The following is an 18,624-nucleotide window of genomic DNA, read 5'->3' as shown; positions in this document are numbered from 1 at the left end:
GGCTGACCTACAATTTCCAGTAAGTAACACTTTGTTGTGCCCATGTGAGCGGTGCCCGACGAGTGGGGCCAATGGTGTCCCTTCCATACGCACGATCAGGAGGAAGGACGTCTCCCATGACCCAAACTCTTCACACTCCCAGCTGGTCCGAACCGGATCAGCCTGAGGCTGCCATGTCGCCGTTCAAGCGCTTCGCAGCCCTGCCGGAGGCCGTCGGGCTCTACAACCCCGAGCAGGAGAAGGACGCCTGCGGTCTTGCGATCATCGCAACACTCCGCGGCGAACCCGGGTACGACATCGTCGACGCCGCCCTCACCGCCCTGCGCAACCTTGAGCACCGGGGTGCCGTGGGCGCCGACGAGGGCACCGGTGACGGCGCAGGCCTCCTGATGCAGATCCCGGATGAGTTCTTCCGGGCCGTCACCGAGTTCGAACTGCCCGCGCCCGGCCAGTACGTGGCCGGAACCGCGTTCCTGCCCGCCGAGCAGCGCGAAGCCGACGCAGCGAAGGCAGGCATCGAGGGCCTCGCCGCCGATGAAGGACTTAAGGTCCTCGGCTGGCGCGAGGTGCCCGTCGTCGCCGACCTTGTCGGCGCCATGGCCCGCGCCTGCATGCCCTACTTCTCCCAGCCCTTCCTTGCGTCCGCCACGGGCGAGGAACTGGACCGCAACGAACTCGACTCGCGCGCCTGGCGGATCCGCAAGCGCGCCCAGAACAAGTTCGGCGTGTACTTCCCGTCGCTGTCCTCGCGCACCATCGTGTACAAGGGCATGCTCACCACCGCGCAGCTGGAGCCGTTCTACCCGGACCTCTCGGACAAGCGGTTCAAGACCAAGCTGGCGATTGTCCACTCACGGTTCTCCACCAACACCTTCCCGTCCTGGCCGCTCGCGCAGCCGTTCCGGACCATCGCGCACAACGGTGAGATCAACACGGTCAAGGGCAACCGCAACTGGATGCGCGCGCGCCAGTCCCAGCTCGCCAACCCGCTGCTGGGCGATGCGCCCGAAGAGCTGTACCCCATCTGCACCCCCGGCGCGTCCGACTCCGCGTCCTTCGACGAGGTGGCGGAGCTCCTCTGGCTGTCCGGCCGGCCCATCACGCACTCGATCATGATGATGATCCCCGAGGCGTGGGAAAACCACGCCACGATGGATCCGGCCCGCCGTGCCTTCTATGAGTACCACTCCCTGCTGATGGAACCCTGGGACGGCCCCGCAGCTGTCTCCTTTACCGACGGCAACCTGGTGGGTGCAACCCTGGACCGGAACGGCCTGCGCCCCGGCCGCTTCTGGATCACCGAGGACGGCCTGATCGTCTTCGCCTCCGAGGTGGGCGTCATCGACGTCGAACCCTCCAAGGTGGTCAAGAAGGGCCGTGTGTCCCCGGGCAAGATGTTCCTGGTGGACACCGAGTCCGGCCGCATCATCGACGACGAAGAGGTCAAGGCAGAGGTTGCCGCCGCCAACCCGTGGGCGGAGTGGGTCAAGGACAACCTGATCGACCTGAACGACCTTCCCGAGCGCGAGCACGTGGTGCACACGGCTGCGTCCGTGAACATCCGCCAGCGCACCTTCGGCTACACCACCGAGGAACTGAAGATCCTCCTGGGCCCCATGGCCCGTACCGGCGCCGAGCCGCTGGGCGCCATGGGATCCGACACCCCGGTGGCCGTGCTGTCCAAGCGCCCCCGCCTGCTGTTCGACTACTTCGTGCAGTCCTTCGCGCAGGTCACCAACCCGCCGCTGGACGCCATCCGCGAAGAGCTCGTCACGTCGCTGACGTGCGCCATCGGCCCCAACGGCAACCTCCTGGACACCAAGCAGGTCCGCCAGCCCCAGGTCCAGCTGCCCTTCCCGGTGATCAACAACGACCAGCTCGCCAAGATCGCCAACATCGAGGACGCCGACGGCAACCGCGTGGCCATGAAGGTCCGCGGCCTGTACCGCCCCGAAGGCGGCGAGAACGCCCTGCGCGCCCGGCTCACCGAGATCTGCGAGCAGGTGTCCGGTGCCATCAACCGCGGTGTCCAGTACATCGTGCTCTCGGACCGTGACTCCAACGCGCAGTGGGCACCCATCCCGTCGCTGCTGCTGGTCTCCGCCGTGCACCACCACCTGCTCCGCAGCGCCAACCGCACCAAGACCGCCCTGGTGGTCGAGGCCGGCGACGTCCGCGAAACACACCACGTGGCCGTGCTCATCGGCTACGGCGCCTCGGCCGTGAACCCGTACCTGGCCATGGAATCCGTGGAGCAGCTGATCGCTGCCGGCGACGTCACCGGCGTCACCCCGCAGGACGGCGTCTACAACCTCATCAAGGGCCTCGGCAAGGGCGTCCTGAAAATCATGTCCAAGATGGGCATCTCCACGGTCGCTTCCTACACCGGCGCCCAGACGTTCGAGGCCCTGGGCCTGGGCCAGGAACTGGTGGACGAATTCTTCGCCGGAACCCACTCCCAGCTCGGCGGCGTGGGCCTGGACGTCATCGCGGCCGAGGTCTCGGCCCGCCACCAGATGGCGTACCCCGAGGGCGGCATCGAGCAGCCCCACCGCCCGCTGCTGGGCGGCGGCGAGTACCAGTGGCGCCGCGACGGCGAACCGCACCTGTTCAACCCGGAGACGGTCTTCCGGCTGCAGCACGCAACCCGCGAACGCCGCTACGACATCTTCAAGGCGTACACCAAGGGCGTGGACGACCAGTCCACCAACCTGATGACCCTGCGCGGCCTGCTCAAGTTCAAGAATGAGCGTCCGGCTGTTCCCCTTGAGGAAGTGGAGCCCGTCTCCAGCATCGTCAAGCGGTTCTCCACCGGCGCCATGAGCTATGGCTCCATCTCGCAGGAAGCCCACGAGACGCTGGCCATCGCCATGAACCAGCTGGGCGGCAAGTCCAACACCGGTGAAGGCGGCGAGGACGTGGACCGGCTCCTGGACCCGAAGCGCCGTTCCGCGGTCAAGCAGATCGCGTCCGGTCGTTTCGGTGTGACCAGCCTCTACCTGACCAACGCCGACGACATCCAGATCAAGATGGCGCAGGGCGCAAAGCCCGGCGAAGGCGGCCAGCTGATGGCGCAGAAGGTCTACCCGTGGGTGGCCCGCACGCGGCACTCGACTCCCGGCGTCGGACTCATCTCCCCGCCCCCGCACCACGACATCTACTCGATCGAGGACCTCGCGCAGCTCATCTACGATGCGAAGCGCGCCAACCCCTCGGCCCGCGTGCACGTCAAGCTGGTGTCCGAAGTGGGGATCGGCACCGTGGCGTCCGGCGTGACCAAGGCGAAGGCCGACGTCGTACTGGTCTCCGGCCATGACGGCGGAACGGGCGCCTCACCGCTGAACTCGCTCAAGCACGCCGGTGTCCCGTGGGAGCTCGGCCTTGCCGAGACCCAGCAGACCCTGATGCTCAACGGCCTGCGCGACCGCGTTGTGGTGCAGGTTGACGGCCAGCTCAAGACCGGCCGCGACGTTGTGATCGCAGCGCTGCTGGGCGGCGAGGAATTCGGCTTCGCCACCGCTCCGCTGGTGGTGGAAGGCTGCATCATGATGCGCGTCTGCCACCTGGACACCTGCCCCGTGGGCGTCGCCACGCAGAACCCTGAACTGCGTGCCCGCTTCACCGGCAAGCCCGAGTTCGTGGTCAACTTCTTCGAGTTCCTTGCCGAAGAAGTCCGCGAAATCCTGGCCGAGCTGGGCTTCCGCAGCCTGGAAGAGGCCATCGGCCACGCCGAAGTCCTGGACACCCGGGAAGCGGTGGACCACTGGAAGGCCGACGGCCTGGACCTGGACCCGATCCTGCACGGGCTGGAGTTCGACGACGATGCGCCGCTGCGGAACATGACCGGCCAGAACCATGAGCTGGACAAGCACTTCGACCAGCGCCTGATCACCATGGCCACCGAAGCGCTGACGGACCGCAGCCCGGTGAAGATCGCCGTGGACGTCATCAACACGGACCGTTCCGTGGGCACCATGCTGGGCCACGTCGTCACGAAGACGTTCAGCACCGACGTGCTGGCCACGGACACCATCGACGTCACCCTCAACGGCACCGCCGGCCAGTCGCTGGGCGCGTTCCTGCCCGCCGGCATCACCCTGCGGCTTTACGGTGACTCGAACGACTACGTGGGCAAGGGCCTGTCCGGCGGCCGGATCATCGTCCGCCCGGACCGGACCAACGTCTTCAAGGCGGAGACCAACGTCATTGCCGGCAACGTGATCGGCTACGGCGCCACGAGCGGTGAAATATTCCTGCGCGGCCAGGTGGGCGAACGCTTCCTGGTCCGTAACTCCGGTGCCACGGCCGTCGTCGAAGGCATTGGCGACCACGGCTGCGAGTACATGACCGGCGGCCAGACGCTGATCATCGGACGCACCGGCCGCAACTTCGGCGCCGGCATGTCCGGCGGTACCGCCTACGTCCTGGACCTGGATACTGCCAAGGTCAACAAGGATGCCCTGCAGTCCGGCGAACTCCAGCTCCGCGAGCTGGACGCCGAGGACCGCGACATCGTGCATGGCCTGCTGGTCAAGCACGTGGAAGAAACTGACTCCCAGCTGGCTGCGCGCCTCCTCGAGAACTTCGACGACACCGCAGCCCGCATTACCAAGGTGCTGCCGCGCGACTACGCGGCCGTGCTGCAAACCCGCCTCGACGCCATTGAAGAGGGCCTTGACCCCGACGGCGAAGAAGTGTGGTCTCGAATCCTGGAGGTAACCGGTGGCTGATCCACGCGGATTTTTGAAAGTACGCCAGCGGGAAACCCAGCCACGGCGTCCCGTTCCCGTCCGCATCATGGACTGGAAGGAAGTGTACGAAGCTCAGGAAAAAGGCACCCTGAAGGCCCAGGCCGGCCGCTGCATGGACTGCGGCGTGCCGTTCTGCCACCAGGGCTGCCCGCTGGGCAACCTCATTCCCGAGTGGAATGACCTGATGTGGCGGGACAAGGGCGAGGAAGCGATCGAGCGCCTCCACGCCACGAACAACTTCCCCGAGTTCACCGGCCGCCTGTGCCCCGCCCCGTGCGAGGCATCATGCGTCCTGGGAATCAACCAGCCTGCCGTGACCATCAAGCAGGTGGAAGTCTCCATCATCGACGAAGCCTGGGACAACAACTGGGTCCACCCGCTGCCCCCGACGCGCCTCACCGGCAAGACCGTCGCCGTCGTGGGCTCCGGCCCCGCCGGCCTGGCCGTGGCACAGCAGCTGACCCGCGTGGGCCACACGGTTGCCGTGTACGAGCGCGACGACAAGATCGGCGGCCTGCTGCGCTACGGCATCCCCGACTTCAAGATGGAAAAAGAGCAGGTGGACCGCCGCGTCGAGCAGATGAAGGCCGAAGGCACCCGCTTCCGGACCGGCGTTGCCGTGGGCACCGACGTGACCTGGGAGCAGCTGCGCCGCCGCTACGACGCCGTCGTGGTCTGCACCGGAGCCACTGTCCCGCGCGACCTGCCCATCCCGGGCCGCGACCTTGACGGCATCCACTTCGCCATGGACTACCTGGTGCCGGCCAACCGCGTGGTGGCGGGGGAGACGGTGGAGAACCAGATCAACGCCCAGGGCAAGCACGTGGTCATCCTCGGCGGCGGCGACACCGGAGCGGACTGCCTCGGCACCGCGCACCGGCACGGCGCCGCGTCCGTGACCACCCTGGCCATCGGCAAGCAGCCGCCGGCAGAGCGTGCCAGCCACCAGCCGTGGCCGACGTTCCCCACCCTCTTCGAGGTTGCCAGCGCCCATGAGGAAGGCGGCGAGCGGACCTACCTCGCTTCCACCGTGGAATTCGTTGGCGAGAACGGCAAGCTGACCGGGGTGAAGGTTGCCGAGACGGAGTTCGTTGACGGCAAGCGCCTGCCCAAGGCCGGTACCGAGCGGATCATCCCCGCGGACCTGGTGTTCCTGTCCCTTGGCTTCACCGGCGCCGAGCCGGCGGGCATCACCGAACAGGTGCACGCGGAATTCGACGGCCGCGGCAACGTGTCCCGCGACGGCTACTACATGACCAACACCGAAGGTGTGTTCGTGGCTGGCGACGCCGGCCGCGGCCAGTCCCTGATTGTGTGGGCCATCGCCGAAGGACGTGCCGCCGCCGCAGCCGTTGACAAGTACCTGATGGGAAGCACCATCCTGCCGGCTCCCGTCGCGCCGACGGACCGTGCCATCGCCGTCCTCTAATGCAGCACCGGGGGCTTAAGTTCACCCCCGCGACAACTTAACCAATGCAAGAGACCAATAGGGTAGGTATATGAGACGCGCAAAAATTGTGGCTACTTTCGGCCCGGCAATTGCCAGCTATGAGAACACCCTCGCGGTGCTCGAAGCCGGCGTTGACGTCGCCCGGATGAACATGAGCCACGGCGATTACTCCGTGCATGACAACACCTATGACAACGTCCGCAAGGCAGCGTCTGACCTCGGCAAGCCGGTGGCGATCATGGCCGACCTGCAGGGTCCGAAGATCCGCTTGGGCCGCTTTGTGGACGGCCCCCACGCCCTTGCCGAGGGTGACACGTTCACCATCACCACCGAAGACGTTCCGGGTACCAAGGACATCTGCTCCACCACCCTGAAGAGTCTCACCGAAGACGTTAACGTGGGCGATGCTTTGCTGATTGACGACGGCAAGGTGGCCCTGCGTGCCACGGCTGTGGACGACGTCAAGGTTGTGGCCACGGTGACCGTAGGCGGCATGGTGTCCAACAACAAGGGCATCAACCTGCCCGGCGTTGCCGTCAACGTCCCCGCGCTGAGCGAAAAGGACGAGGACGATCTGCGTTGGGCCATCCGCCGCGGCGTTGACCTGGTTGCCCTGTCCTTCGTGCGTGACGCCACGGACATCAAGCGCGTGCACGAGATCATGGACGAAGAAGGCCGCCGCGTGCCGGTCATCGCCAAGATCGAGAAGCCCCAGGCTGTGGAACAGCTGCACGAGATCATCGACGCGTTCGATGCCATCATGGTGGCCCGTGGCGACCTGGGCGTGGAGCTTCCGCTGGAGGAAGTGCCGATCGTGCAGAAGCGCGCCATCGAGCTGGCCCGCCGCTGGGCCAAGCCGGTTATCGTGGCAACCCAGGTGCTGGAGTCCATGATCGACAACCCGCGCCCCACCCGTGCAGAAGCTTCCGACTGCGCCAACGCCGTGCTCGACGGTGCGGACGCCGTGATGCTTTCAGGTGAGACCAGCGTTGGCAAGTACCCGATTGAAACCGTCAAGGTCATGGCCCGGATCATTGAATCCACCGAGGTCCACGGCCTGGAGCGCGTCCCCCCGCTGGGGACCAAGCCCAAGACCCGTGGCGGCGCCATCACGCGTGCCGCCGTCGAAATTGCCGACCAGCTGGACGCCAAGTACATCTGTGCGTTCACGCAGTCCGGCGACTCCGCACGCCGCCTCTCGCGCCTGCGTCCCATCAAGCCGGTCTTCGCCTTCACCCCGGTGGAGCAGGTCTGGAACCAGTTGGCCCTCACTTGGGGCATCCAGCCGGTGCTGGTGCAGATGGTGGACCACACCGATGCCATGACGGCGCAGGTTGACCGGAGCCTGATGGAGATGGACCTCGTGCAGGACGGTGACCTGGTGGTCATCGCCGCCGGTTCCCCTCCCGGAAAGGCCGGTTCCACCAACTCGCTGAAGGTGCACAAGGTGGGCGACCTCGCCGACTCCACCCGCGCGGGGGAAGTCACCAGCAACAAGGAAAAGCTCGGCCCCTGGCCGGAAAAGAAGAAGAAGGCCTAGCCTTTCCAGCAACGAAAAGGACCCCTGCCGATTGGCGGGGGTCCTTTTGGGTCCGGTGACTGAGCCTGTCGAAATCCGTGGGCTTCGACAGGCTCTATCCGCAGCGGCTAGTTGACCTGGTTGATGATGGTCTCGGCCACTTCGCGCATGCTGAGGCGGCGGTCCATGGAGGTCTTCTGGATCCAGCGGAAGGCTTCCGGCTCCGTCAGGCCCATCTTGGTGGTCAGGAGGCTCTTGGCGCGCTCCACGAGCTTGCGGGTGGCGAACTGTTCCTGGAGGTCGGAGACCTCGCTTTCGAGGGCTTTGATCTCCTCGTGGCGGGAGAGGGCGATCTCGAGCGCGGGGATGAGGTCGGCGGGGGTGAAGGGCTTGACCACGTAGGCCATGGCGCCGGCGTCGCGGGCGCGCTCCACGAGTTCCTTCTGGCTGAACGCGGTCAGCAGCACCACGGGGGCGATCCGGGCCTTGACGATCTTCTCGGCTGCGGAGATGCCGTCCATAACGGGCATCTTGACGTCCATGAGGACCAGGTCCGGCTTCAGTTCCTCAGCGAGCTGCACGGCCTTTTCGCCGTTGTCCGCCTCACCCACAACGTCATAGCCTTCGCCGCGCAGGATCTCGATGATGTCGAGGCGGATGAGGGTTTCATCCTCGGCCACAATGACGCGGCGCGCCGGCTGGGACGTGGGTTTTGACTCCGTCTGTTCAGTCACGGGATCTCCTTGGAAAGGTACGGCGGGGACATCACTATCTTAGGTGCCCCCGGTCCTGTACTTGATCTGCATGGTCGGTTGCGGCGTCGGCGGCGCGATTCTGGAATTCAGCCTATCTGCATGTAGAGTAATTCCGCGTACGTGAAGCAATCGCGTTGCTCACAGTCGACTGTGGGCGTACTCTTTGGCTCCATGTATTCCGCGCCCGAGTGGCGGAATTGGCAGACGCGCCGCACTCAAAATGCGGTATCGAAAGGTGTGTGGGTTCGAGTCCCACCTCGGGCACAGTGTTTCCTCAGGTCAGGGGCCTGTTGGACGGTGGAGTGTGTACAAAACCACCAAAAGTGTGTACACGAGCGTACCGTTTTTCGTATGGCAAGCATCGCTACTCGCACCAAAAAGGACGGTTCCAAGTCCTACATGGTGCGCTGGCGGGATCCAAAGACCCGCGCTTCACAGGGCCTCACCGTAGCCAGCCTCACTGAAGCAGAGACGCTGAAGCGTCTGCTGGACGCCAACGGCCAGTCGTTCGAAATCGCGCAGCATGCCATCCTCTCCAACGAGAAGCGCACACCGACCGTGGCTGAAGTCATCCAGGAACACATCGACCTGCTGATCCGTCCATCCAGCGGAACTAGGAAGACGTACCAGACCATGCTGGACCTGCATATCCGGAGCATCATCGGCCATGTACCGGTGGATAAGCTCGACTATCGATTGATCGCACACTGGGTGAAGTCGATGATGGCGAAGGGCAAGGCCCCCAAGACCATCCACAATGTCCACGGCCTGATTTCTGCCGCTATGAACACGGCGGAGATGCTCGGCTACATCACGCGGAACCCCTGCCGTGGGGTTCAGCTACCGGGCATTGAGAAGGCCGAGGACGAGGCGATGTTCCTCACCCATGCCGAGTTCAGCCTCATCATGGAGGGGATGGGGGAGCGTTACAAGGCCTTCACCAACTTCCTGGTCATGACCGGTACCCGCTTCGGGGAGGCAACCGCCCTTACCGTCGCCGACGTCGACCTGCTCTCGAAGCCGCCCACCGCCCGGATCAATAAGGCGTGGAAGCGGGACGGCCAGAACCAGTACTACATTGGGGCGACGAAGACCGGCGCCGGTAAGCGGACGATCGGGCTGAACCCCGCCCTGGTGGAGCTGCTGATCCCGTTGGTGGCGAGCAGGCCAGGAAAAGAACTGGTGTTCACGACGCCCAAGGGCGGGCGCATCATCCACAAGCTCTACTGGCACCACTACTGGGTCCCTGCCGTTCGCACCGCCCAGGCTGTCGGCCTGACCAAGAACCCGCGCATCCACGACCTTCGCCACACCCACGCATCCTGGCTGATCCAGGACGGCGTGCCCTTGTTCACCATCTCGCGGCGGCTGGGGCATGCCTCTACACGGACTACTGAGCAGGTGTACGGGCACTTGATGCCGGAGGCGCTTCAGGCTGGTGCTGACGCCACTGAGCGGTCGATAACGGCACTCCTGCGGTAACGGTCTTGCTACTCAGCATCGCGGAATGTGTGTCCCCGGTTCGCTTGCCTGACGCAACGCCGGTCATGTCGGTGGCCCTGCAAGCCGTCATGGAAGTGGAAAGCAACGCCTTCTTTTTGGAGATCCCGTGGATATTGAATTTTTTGAGCCCTCCGAAGCTGCCGCGCTGATGCGCTGCACAGAGTCATGGCTCCGCGACGGCGCCACAAGTGGACGCTTCCCCCATGCATGTTGGGGAAAGGGGAAGATCATCTTCACGTCCGAGCACATTCTGGAAATCGCGAAGTTGAGTGAGATTCTCCCCGGCAGCACTGGTTCCTCGATCTCCGGCAGTGGGCCAGTGACGAGAGAAAGGCTCATCGGTACTCGGTCCAAAGTCAGACTGGCTGCGGCGCATTGAGTGAGCGTGACGTTTTCGTATGGGGCTATGGTTTGAAAAGTTGAGGCAACCAGTGGCATCCGAAGCGGACTTCCGGACAGACCTATGGGCGCTGACGTGTGGCAGGCACCACGGACTCGGTTACCTGCGGCAGATGGCGGTCGAGGCTAGCGTAGAACAGCTCCACTGAACCAGAAGGACCATGAAGACCACCTGTTCTCCCGCCAAAGTCCTGACCGCTGTCACCGCGATGATGCTGGCTGGGTCATTATTAGGTTGTGACGCCCTAGCCAATGATTTCGAAATCATTGGGGCCGCTCCAGAAGTCGCCGCCGATGAGCCGGCCCCTGCTGGTGACGCGGCCAACGCCCTTGTACAACTGGAGAGCATTCCGGTGAAGGGTCGCGCCTCAAAGACTGGCTACACTCGCACCGAATTTGGACCGGCTTGGGCTGACGTTGATCGCAACGGCTGCGACAGCCGGAACGACATCCTCGCCCGCGACATGACGAACGAAACTTTCAAGCCAGGCACCAACAACTGTGTGGTCATGGCAGGAACCCTCACCGATAAGTACACCGGCACCACGATTACCTTCACGCGTGGCCAGGACACCAGCTCGGATGTCCAGATCGACCATATCGTTGCCCTCAGCGATGCGTGGCAGAAGGGTGCCCAACAGCTCAACGCCGACCAGCGCAAGGAACTTGCTAATGACCCGCTCAATCTCATGGCCGCCGACGGCCCCACCAACAGTGCCAAAGGCGATAAAGACGCGGCCACGTGGCTGCCGCCAAACAGAGCTTTCCGATGCGAGTACGTCGCCCGCCAAACTGCTGTTAAGGCCAAATACAGCCTTTGGGCCACCCGCACGGAGCACGACGCGATTGCAAGGACGCTGAAGGGATGTAATTGAGTGAAAGAACAAAGTTGCCAGAGCTGCGGTCCACCGACTGTTGAGCCTTCTCATACGCCGACGGTTTCATAGAGCCTGAAATGGCTCGTCCGCTTCCAAAAATACACTTGTTGACCTTTTCTCTCCAGTTCATTGGTTCACAGGAGGTCCCGGCAGTTCCCGTGCACCCATAAATCCCCGGATTCTCAGGACTTTTGCGGCTTGGAAGGTTCCCGCACGTCACTGGTCGTTACCGTTCAAAACGTGCCCCAAAGTGTGCCCTGAACCTTTTCATGCGACGCAGGGCGCCCGTGGCGGCCACTCGTGCATAGAAGCCTGCATGACCACTAACTCAGTCGATCCGCTTGTGGCAGCTACATGGCTGACCCGCAAGGAAGCAGCTGCCTTCCTCCGTCTCTCGCCAGCAACCTTGGCGAACTGGGCCTCGATGGATGTGGGCCCCCCTTTTACGCGTCTGGGTGGCGGTCGCACCCTCTACCGGCAGGAAGATGTTGATTCCTGGATGCTGTCCCAGAACGAAAGGGCGGCCTAATGCCAAGGGCCAAAATGCTGCCCTGGCAGCCAGGCACCTTCAATTCCAAAAGGGATGAGACCACTGGCCGTTGGGTAGCTCGAACGCGATACCGCGACGGTTCCGGGGAAGCCGTGATGATTAAGCGCCAAGGGAAGACCAAGGGCGCCGCGGAGCAGGCTGTCCGTGCCGCAATCAGAGAGGCCGAGAAAAACTGGGGCGTCGCGGACAGCCTAGGCGTACTGACGGTGGCAAGGTTGGTGGCAGAATGGCTCGATGTACGTCGGCCAGCGACCGTTGTGATCGATCAGGTGTCCCAGACTGGGAACACCCCCACGGCCGGATTAAGAATGCAATCGTGGCTGCAATACGAGCAGAAGCTCACCGGTCATGTGATTCCGGTTCTTGGCGACGTCCCAGTTGAAACCCTCAGTACTCCCCAGTGCCAGCGTGTCCTCCACGGTCTTTACGACATCGAGGCCGGAACCGGCTTCAGAACGGCCGCCCTCACGAAACAGGTGCTTCAGCAGGTCATGGATTTTGCTATCCAGCAGGGATACAGGACGGATAACCCGGTAAAGAGTGTCTCCAAGATTCCGCGGAAAAGGGCAAAGCCGAAGACCATGACGCCATCGACGGTCCGCAAAGTTCATGCCGCCGTCGCCGAACGGCAGGTTGAACCAGGAGTCGGCGGGCCAAAGCCGACGAGCCGTTTAGCGGATGCCGTGATCTTGCTTGCGGCGACGGGTATGCGTGTCGGAGAAGTTCTTGCTGTCCGATGGGAAGATGTAGATCTCTCCTCCACAGTTCCGACCGTCACGGTGAGTGGCACATTGGTGGAAGGCCCCTCCTTCTATCGCCAGGATTTCGGAAAAACTGATGAATCCTTTCGTACGTACCCCATCACCGTCGCTTGGGCATCGGGGATGCTCCTGAGGCGCAATGCCAACGCCCCCGCGACATCGACGGGAGCCGTTTTCGGAACTAGGAACGGGACGTTCTGGCGGCCGTCGAACTTCCGTAAAGACCTCGCCAAGGCACTTGCGGCGGCAGGGATTTCCGAACCCATCACGCCGCATACATTCAGAAGGACAGTTGCCAGCCAGTTGGCAGACGAGTTTGATGACGAGTCCGCAGCCATCATGCTTGGCCATTCGTCACCTGAAGTCACCCGGCGCTCCTACATAGCTCGACCCAACCTGATTCCGGACTTCGGGCAGGGACTGGCAAACTTGGCACCACCAGAGCGGTCCTCGAAGCACACTTGCGGATAGTGCCCCGCGTTCTTCTGTAGTTCCCCGGGAGGGACAGCAACTGCGCTGTCTCTCCCGGTTTCGTGATGAGCCGACAGCGATTAGCGCCGTATGCCTGGGACTCCAACAGCAGCTGATTTACAGTGCGTTCACCACAGAACCCCTATTCCCTGTCATTTCAAAGGCGAGCAGGGAATCCGAAATCCCAAGTAATCCCATCGAGTCCTGTGGTGCGTGACCACATGGTGCTCACAATGCCCAGTCGCTGCAGGAGCCAACCATAACGAAACGGTGAGCAGCTCGCGGAGCTGCCTCACATCATTTCGCAGCCCTTCTGTCTCCGCTGCAAAACGCTCTAGGTCATCCCCGCGGGCCATAGCGCCTCCAGTCAGTGGCACGGGCAACAGCAACGCGCCGTCGCCGTCAAGTACTCATAATCGGGCTCCAGATCCTCGTACCTGGACGCTACGGCTTCCGCCTCATCCTCCGCGGCTATCCGCCCCATCATCTGCGCGGAACCTTCCGGATCAAACTTCACCATCTGCGCAGGCTAAGGGTAGGGCCCGACAGCCGTAGGGTACCCCCGTCACATAGGCATGGTCTCCAATCCTGGCTGTAATCTTCCACTAGTCATCTAATTGGGGGAATCATGCAGTTTAAACCTGCCGCCGGGATCTTCGTAGGCGGCGTCACAATGTCTATCTGTGGTCCGCTCCTCAGCAGCGCATCGGGTTTCTTCGCGACCACGGCATTCGCTCGGGGCGATCAGTCCCTGGCAAGCATCTTTATCGCCATTGCCGCACTCGGTGGCATCCTGGCCCTGATCGGGTTCATCATGCTCATAGTTGCTACCCACCGAGCCTTGGTGAAGATCGACGCGCTCCCGACAACCCCGGCAGCAAGTCCGCGAGAGCACTGGCCAACAGATCGTTAGCCGTGGTGAGCCGACTTGAGGTCAGCTCGTGTCGCCACGAGCCCCGCGAACCATGTGCGCCTTGTTCTGGCGAGAAAGTCTCCGAGGGTAGGTTGGTAGGGCTGCTGCATCGAAGGCCGCTCGTTCCTCGCTCATCCGCTCCTAACCTTGCCTACGGCACGCCTCAGCCAGGCGGCAGGACCAGTGCGACGTGGCTCGATCCCTGCAGGCAATGCGCGGCTCAGGTCCCAGGACTTCACTTCCTCGGCCTCCCAGATCTCGAACAGGTCGTCGGCCCGGTTGCCGTGCCTGTACTCCGCTTCCTCCCAAAAGACGGGCAGCGCGTCTAGAAAGACCACGTGCCCGCCATCGGGCAGGTCCAGTTGAGGGATCAGGTCATCGGGGCGCTCGGTCAGGACCCAGCCGGTGAAGTCCCGGCCCTTGATGACCTTCCAGTCACCGGCAACGAAGACGCCGTGCCGCGGCACCGTGCCGCTCTTCAGGACGCTGAGGGCCATGTCGGCGAAGCCTTCCAGGACCGCCTCGTCGCCGTGCTGTACACCGACGAACAGCTCGACAGCGTGGTGGCGGGCATCGGGGCCATACTGGCTGGCCCCCGCGGAAGCGTAGAAGTGGACGCCCAGGCGGCTGGTGCCGGCCGGCCATTCGAAGACTCCCACGGCGTGGCCGTCCCTGGTCCGCATCTCCCGGTAGGCAGGCTCCGTGCCGACGACCTGCGTATAGTGCTCGCGCAGTTGCTCAACGATCACGATATGACCTCCCCGTCGATGTCCGGGCACTGGATGTGGATCCGCTCCGGCTGCCCGGGATCGTCACCCCAGATGCTGATGGCCGCCTCGGTGGAGCGGGTGCGGAAGCTGGCTACCCGGCCGATGTAGACCGTCTCAATACCTATCAGCCGCCGGCTGGAATGCAGGACGCCCTCATGCAACAGGATAAGGGCCGGATCACTGGGCGGGCTATCGCTGATGCTCACCACGACTTCGCCGTCGGCGTCGTGCAGGACGGCAATGCCCCAGGCATTGGAGCTGGTCCAGAAGTTGGCCACGCCATCAACGTCCGGGATCACCAGCTCCTTGGTGTCCTCGGACATGAGCCACATCAGCCCATTCGGAAACCGGACCGTGGCCTGGAAGTTGATCACTCCGCCGGCTCCAGGAGCTCGGGCCCGTTGTTGCGGACGCTGTTGACCCTGGCGCTGACGATCCGCGGGGTTAGAGTTGGTTCCGGCAGGGAGTCCAGCAGGTGCTGGACATCCGCCTTGTCGGTCAGGTCGGGGTCCAGCCACTCCGCGAATCGGTCCCTCGGGATGACAACGGGGCTGCGGTCGTGCACGTGCCCCAACGCATCCTGGGTCGTTGTGGTCAAGACCGTGCAGCTGAGCAGCCACCGCTCCGGGTCATCCTCCGGCAGGGAGGGGTCAGCCCACCATTCGTAGAGGCCTGCGAAGCCGAGCAGGGGCTCTTTCTCTGAGAACAGGTAGTTGGGGATCTTCTTGCCGTCCTCGGTCTTCTGCCACTCGTAATACCCCTCGGCCGGGACGATGGCCCTGCGCTTCACGGCCGCCTTCCTGAATGAGGGCTTCTCCAGGATCGACTCGCTGCGCGCGTTGATCAGCTTGGAACCGATCTTGATGTCCTTGGCCCAGGACGGCACCAGGCCCCAACGGGCTATCAGCAGGTGACGGTCGAGGGTGCCTTCGTCCAGTCGCTCGGCCACGATGGGTACGCTCTGCGTCGGCGCCACGTTCCAGCTCGGCGAGGGCGGGGTGCCCTCTACCTCCTTGGCGTCAAAGTAGGACAGCAGATCGCCGGTGGCCTTGGACATCACGTATCTTCCGCACATGGGCCCATTCTGCCCCACCTAAAACGGGATGCTTACGTCCGCGCTGCCCGTGGCCTAAGAAGCTTCTTGACGAGGGAGAGTGGCTGGAGGACTCTTTGCCCATGAACGAGGAGGAGGAGCGGCGCCGGACGATCCGGTGGATCAGCTGGATCGCAGGACTATTCGTATTGCTGCTGTTTTTCGGCCTCGTCGACCTGAGCGTCCCGCTGCTCTTCCAGTCCCGACCGGAGTTCTACGAGGGCTATCTGCTGGAGAGGGGCTGGGGCGTCCTGTTCACGTTCTTCGTCGGAATACCGCTGTGCGTCCTCGGTGCGCGCCCCGAGAGCGCCTCTGCGGCCTTGCTTCCGGTGGCAGCAGCGACCGCTGTGCTTGCTGCCGCTGTAATATCCATCCGGCCCGGGCACCTGCTGATAGTCGCAGGTCTTTTGGTCCCGTCCGCCGTTGTACTCCTACCGGAAGGTAATAGAGAACTCAAGGCACTCCGTAGGGCCGGCAGATTCCATTGGCCCACCCTTGCCATATCGGTACTCGCGCTTCCCGTCGCCGCTTGGTTCGCCTCCGACATGGCGACAGCAGCACGAGAGGGGCGGGATCCTGTCGACCTCACCTGGGACTTCGACCACTGGCCGATACAAGCGGCCGCGGCACTGGTGAACCCTGTGGCTGGAGCGGTGCTTTCGCTCAGGCTTCCTGGATGGCGTCCCATGGTGTTCATCGTCGCTGCGGGTGCTGCCTGGTTCGGAACCGTGAGCATCATCTACCCGGACCATGCGGGAAGCCTTGGATCGGTCACCGGCTGGGCCTCTATCATTTGGGCGGCAGGACTCGCCGGTTTGGCTTTTCACAAATGGGCAGAGCCACGCTCCACCCGCCCCGGGGAAACCTCTCCGAGGCCCAGTTAGTCCCGCCCAGACTCCCAAGCGAGGCGGAGCTTAGTGTGCCTCCGCCTCGGCCCCCAGTCTGCCCGCTGTGGAATAGGGTCAACATCCTGTACGTTGCATGTCGGACAAACCCGAATCAACAGAAAAGGGAAGCACCTTCGTGGCAGCCGATTACGACGAACTGCGCACTGACGTCAAGGAATCCCAGAATGACTCCCTGGAAGCGCTGCAGTCCGCCAAAGCTCTCGACGCAAAGTCCGTCGTCCTGGAGCTCGACGAAGCCGACGTATTCGATGGCCTCACCCCAGGCGGGGAGTTCATCGCCGAGGAGCTCGTCGTCGAGGTCGTCCCGCAGGCCGATGACGAGTTCGCCTGCTACTCCTGCTTCCTGGTCCGCCACCGCTCCCAGGTCGCCAAGGAGAAAAACGGCCACGCCTACTGCATCGAATGTGAAGGCTGAGCCAAGGTTCTGGCCAGCGGTAGGTGACGATGTCTGGGACCGAATAAGGCCCGAGTTTGGTCTGGAGCGGCATGCGGATGCGACCGCCAGATTCCGCGCCAGCTCGGACCGGCCTTTGCCGCAGCTTATGCGGGGGTGCATTTGCGACGGCACCTTCTGTCCCGGCTTTCAGGTCCGCGACGGCGAACCTGATCCTGCCGTGATGAGGCTCTCCGACGTGGCGCTGGACCTGAAGGTCCCGCACAACGTACTCGCGGCCTGGATGGTCGCTCCCTTGCGTTCCCTCGGAGCATCCAGATACGTTGACGCCCTCCGCAAGGGTCAGGAACTGGAGCTCGAACTGGCTGCTTTCGCCGGCTGGCACAGGCCCGTCCCGGTCAAGCGCTGAACCGTTCCAAAAGGGGCGGTGCCTGCCTGTACGGTTGAGTCCATGGTGACCCAGAGTGCGATTTTTGTTGATGCCGGCTTCCTCCTCGCGGTGGGCGGTACGCACGTCGCGGGCACCTCCCTCCGGTCGGCCTTCAAGGTCAACTACGAGAAGCTCATCCAGGGCATCCTGAAGCGCACCGCGGAGCACTCGGGCCTCGATGTTCTGCGGGTTTACTGGTACGACGCGTCCAAGGATGCGCTGTTCACCGAAGAGCACAAGCGCATCGGGCTGCTGCCGGATGTGAAGGTCCGCTTGGGCCGGATCTCCTTCAACGGGGAGCAGAAGGGCGTGGACCTCAAACTCGGGCTGGACCTGGTTGGCGTAGCCCGGAACCGGGCCGCCTCCGTGGCCTTCCTGATGTCCGGAGATGACGACCTGGCCGAGGCCGTTGAGGAGGCCCAGGACCTGGGCATGAAGGTCGTTCTTGTGGGCCTGGACAACCCGAACCACCGGCTGGGTGTCACCTCCGTGGCCGAACACCTGGCGCTGCGCGTAGACAGCATCATCACCCTGCCGACGGCGCTCATCGAGGAGTGCTTCACTAAGACCATCGCCGAGGAGCCCCGGCCCACCCCGGCGCTGGCCGTCCGGCCGGCAACGTCTCCGCAGATTCCCGCATTGACCGCGCCTGCCCCCGGTCCCCGCCCGTCCGACCTTGCAGCCCGCCCCGGCCCTCCAGCACGGGAGCGGATGGTTCTGCCGGCGCCGCGGACACACAAAACCGAGGCTCACCTCGTCTATAGCTCCGGGGGATCCGGACCCACCATCCTTCCCACCGAGGACAGCGCCATGGACGTGGCGCACGACGTTGGCGAAAGTGTCGCCGCCAGTTGGTACGGCACCATCACCCAGGGTGAACTCAACGAACTCCTGGCCGACCGGCCCATCCTTCCCGCCGACATCGACCGGGTGCTCCTAAAGGACTGTGCCCAGCGGATCGGCGAATACAAGACTGACCTCCAGGGCATCCGTCGGGCGCTGCGGGAAGCGTTCTGGAGGAAGCTGGACCAACTCATCTAGGCGCCAGCCGTGGGCACCCGCGTAATTCTGATTCAGCA

The 18,624-nt window shown here is 63.7% G+C and carries 17 protein-coding genes and 1 tRNA gene; 14 read left to right on the top strand and 4 right to left on the bottom strand.

The window, feature by feature from the left end; genetic code table 11:
- The first annotated feature begins 116 nt into the window (after positions 1-116).
- From gltB to pyk, 3 genes are all read left to right on the top strand, one after another.
- Positions 117-4,730, top strand: a complete 4,614-nt coding sequence (gene gltB, locus ACZ9BC_RS15270) for a glutamate synthase large subunit (RefSeq protein ID WP_476246684.1) — start codon at positions 117-119, stop codon at positions 4,728-4,730.
- The gene (locus ACZ9BC_RS15265) at positions 4,723-6,180 is read left to right on the top strand and encodes a glutamate synthase subunit beta (RefSeq protein ID WP_079597062.1); all 1,458 of its coding nucleotides are present in this window, start codon (positions 4,723-4,725) and stop codon (positions 6,178-6,180) included. The genes gltB and ACZ9BC_RS15265 overlap by 8 nt, the downstream gene beginning before the upstream one ends.
- A 70-nt stretch (positions 6,181-6,250) precedes the next feature.
- Positions 6,251-7,741: a pyruvate kinase gene (pyk, locus tag ACZ9BC_RS15260; protein WP_476246683.1), complete on the top strand. Its 1,491-nt coding sequence runs from the start codon at positions 6,251-6,253 to the stop codon at positions 7,739-7,741.
- A 107-nt stretch (positions 7,742-7,848) separates the two neighbouring features.
- Here the strand turns inward: pyk and ACZ9BC_RS15255 are convergent, their stop codons facing one another.
- On the bottom strand, positions 7,849-8,454 hold the full coding sequence (locus tag ACZ9BC_RS15255; RefSeq protein WP_009358190.1) for an ANTAR domain-containing response regulator: 606 nt from the start codon (positions 8,452-8,454) through the stop codon (positions 7,849-7,851).
- 203 nt (positions 8,455-8,657) lie between these two features.
- Between ACZ9BC_RS15255 and ACZ9BC_RS15250 the strand changes: the two genes are divergently transcribed.
- From ACZ9BC_RS15250 to ACZ9BC_RS15220, 7 genes are all read left to right on the top strand, one after another.
- Positions 8,658-8,739, top strand: a tRNA-Leu gene (locus ACZ9BC_RS15250).
- Positions 8,740-8,826: 87 nt separating this feature from the next.
- Complete coding sequence (locus ACZ9BC_RS15245; protein WP_476246682.1) at positions 8,827-9,957, top strand: tyrosine-type recombinase/integrase; 1,131 nt, start codon at positions 8,827-8,829, stop codon at positions 9,955-9,957.
- A gap of 127 nt (positions 9,958-10,084) precedes the next feature.
- Complete coding sequence (locus ACZ9BC_RS15240; protein ID WP_476246681.1) at positions 10,085-10,357, top strand: hypothetical protein; 273 nt, start codon at positions 10,085-10,087, stop codon at positions 10,355-10,357.
- Between the two features lie 181 nt (positions 10,358-10,538).
- Complete coding sequence (locus ACZ9BC_RS15235; RefSeq protein ID WP_476246680.1) at positions 10,539-11,252, top strand: HNH endonuclease family protein; 714 nt, start codon at positions 10,539-10,541, stop codon at positions 11,250-11,252.
- Between the two features lie 319 nt (positions 11,253-11,571).
- Positions 11,572-11,784: a helix-turn-helix transcriptional regulator gene (locus ACZ9BC_RS15230; RefSeq protein ID WP_476246679.1), complete on the top strand. Its 213-nt coding sequence runs from the start codon at positions 11,572-11,574 to the stop codon at positions 11,782-11,784.
- Positions 11,785-11,900: 116 nt separating this feature from the next.
- Positions 11,901-13,037 (top strand): tyrosine-type recombinase/integrase, encoded by a 1,137-nt coding sequence (locus ACZ9BC_RS15225; RefSeq protein WP_476246678.1) that lies wholly within the window; start codon positions 11,901-11,903, stop codon positions 13,035-13,037.
- 628 nt (positions 13,038-13,665) lie between these two features.
- Positions 13,666-13,950: a hypothetical protein gene (locus ACZ9BC_RS15220; protein ID WP_476246677.1), complete on the top strand. Its 285-nt coding sequence runs from the start codon at positions 13,666-13,668 to the stop codon at positions 13,948-13,950.
- Positions 13,951-14,081: 131 nt separating this feature from the next.
- On the opposite strand, the gene ACZ9BC_RS15215 is transcribed toward ACZ9BC_RS15220, so the two are convergent.
- From ACZ9BC_RS15215 to ACZ9BC_RS15205, 3 genes are read right to left on the bottom strand one after another with little or no spacing between them, the layout of a single operon-like run.
- On the bottom strand, positions 14,082-14,699 hold the full coding sequence (locus ACZ9BC_RS15215; RefSeq protein WP_476246676.1) for a suppressor of fused domain protein: 618 nt from the start codon (positions 14,697-14,699) through the stop codon (positions 14,082-14,084).
- On the bottom strand, positions 14,696-15,094 hold the full coding sequence (locus ACZ9BC_RS15210; RefSeq protein WP_476246675.1) for a hypothetical protein: 399 nt from the start codon (positions 15,092-15,094) through the stop codon (positions 14,696-14,698). Before ACZ9BC_RS15210 ends, ACZ9BC_RS15215 begins: the two co-directional genes overlap by 4 nt.
- Positions 15,091-15,795: an SOS response-associated peptidase gene (locus tag ACZ9BC_RS15205; protein WP_476246674.1), complete on the bottom strand. Its 705-nt coding sequence runs from the start codon at positions 15,793-15,795 to the stop codon at positions 15,091-15,093. Before ACZ9BC_RS15205 ends, ACZ9BC_RS15210 begins: the two co-directional genes overlap by 4 nt.
- A gap of 101 nt (positions 15,796-15,896) precedes the next feature.
- Here ACZ9BC_RS15205 and ACZ9BC_RS15200 point away from each other — a divergent pair, with 101 nt between their 5' ends.
- The 4 genes from ACZ9BC_RS15200 to ACZ9BC_RS15185 all read left to right on the top strand — a co-directional run bounded on the left by ACZ9BC_RS15200 (position 15,897) and on the right by ACZ9BC_RS15185 (position 18,586).
- Positions 15,897-16,697: a hypothetical protein gene (locus ACZ9BC_RS15200; RefSeq protein WP_476246673.1), complete on the top strand. Its 801-nt coding sequence runs from the start codon at positions 15,897-15,899 to the stop codon at positions 16,695-16,697.
- A 139-nt stretch (positions 16,698-16,836) separates the two neighbouring features.
- Complete coding sequence (locus tag ACZ9BC_RS15195) at positions 16,837-17,136, top strand: DUF4193 domain-containing protein (RefSeq protein WP_476246814.1); 300 nt, start codon at positions 16,837-16,839, stop codon at positions 17,134-17,136.
- Positions 17,137-17,338: 202 nt separating this feature from the next.
- Complete coding sequence (locus tag ACZ9BC_RS15190) at positions 17,339-17,524, top strand: hypothetical protein (RefSeq protein WP_476246672.1); 186 nt, start codon at positions 17,339-17,341, stop codon at positions 17,522-17,524.
- 42 nt (positions 17,525-17,566) lie between these two features.
- The gene (locus ACZ9BC_RS15185) at positions 17,567-18,586 is read left to right on the top strand and encodes an NYN domain-containing protein (RefSeq protein ID WP_476246671.1); all 1,020 of its coding nucleotides are present in this window, start codon (positions 17,567-17,569) and stop codon (positions 18,584-18,586) included.
- The last annotated feature ends 38 nt before the right edge of the window (positions 18,587-18,624 follow it).

Source organism: Pseudarthrobacter sp. TE3704 (assembly GCF_056279405.1).
The sequence above is the reverse complement of the archived record's forward strand: the minus strand, read 5'-3'. Positions and strand labels throughout refer to the sequence as shown.

Excerpts from the sequence above, each read along its gene's own strand:
- gltB (WP_476246684.1), top strand. The coding sequence starts at position 117 with ATGACCCAAACTCTTCACACTCCCAGCTGGTCCGAACCGGATCAGCCT.
- pyk (WP_476246683.1), top strand. The coding sequence starts at position 6,251 with ATGAGACGCGCAAAAATTGTGGCTACTTTCGGCCCGGCAATTGCCAGC.
- ACZ9BC_RS15245 (WP_476246682.1), top strand. The coding sequence starts at position 8,827 with ATGGCAAGCATCGCTACTCGCACCAAAAAGGACGGTTCCAAGTCCTAC.
- ACZ9BC_RS15235 (WP_476246680.1), top strand. The coding sequence starts at position 10,539 with ATGAAGACCACCTGTTCTCCCGCCAAAGTCCTGACCGCTGTCACCGCG.
- ACZ9BC_RS15230 (WP_476246679.1), top strand. The coding sequence starts at position 11,572 with ATGACCACTAACTCAGTCGATCCGCTTGTGGCAGCTACATGGCTGACC.
- ACZ9BC_RS15225 (WP_476246678.1), top strand. The coding sequence starts at position 11,901 with ATGATTAAGCGCCAAGGGAAGACCAAGGGCGCCGCGGAGCAGGCTGTC.
- ACZ9BC_RS15220 (WP_476246677.1), top strand. The coding sequence starts at position 13,666 with ATGCAGTTTAAACCTGCCGCCGGGATCTTCGTAGGCGGCGTCACAATG.
- ACZ9BC_RS15205 (WP_476246674.1), bottom strand. The coding sequence starts at position 15,795 with ATGTGCGGAAGATACGTGATGTCCAAGGCCACCGGCGATCTGCTGTCC.
- ACZ9BC_RS15200 (WP_476246673.1), top strand. The coding sequence starts at position 15,897 with ATGAACGAGGAGGAGGAGCGGCGCCGGACGATCCGGTGGATCAGCTGG.
- ACZ9BC_RS15190 (WP_476246672.1), top strand. The coding sequence starts at position 17,339 with ATGAGGCTCTCCGACGTGGCGCTGGACCTGAAGGTCCCGCACAACGTA.
- ACZ9BC_RS15185 (WP_476246671.1), top strand. The coding sequence starts at position 17,567 with ATGGTGACCCAGAGTGCGATTTTTGTTGATGCCGGCTTCCTCCTCGCG.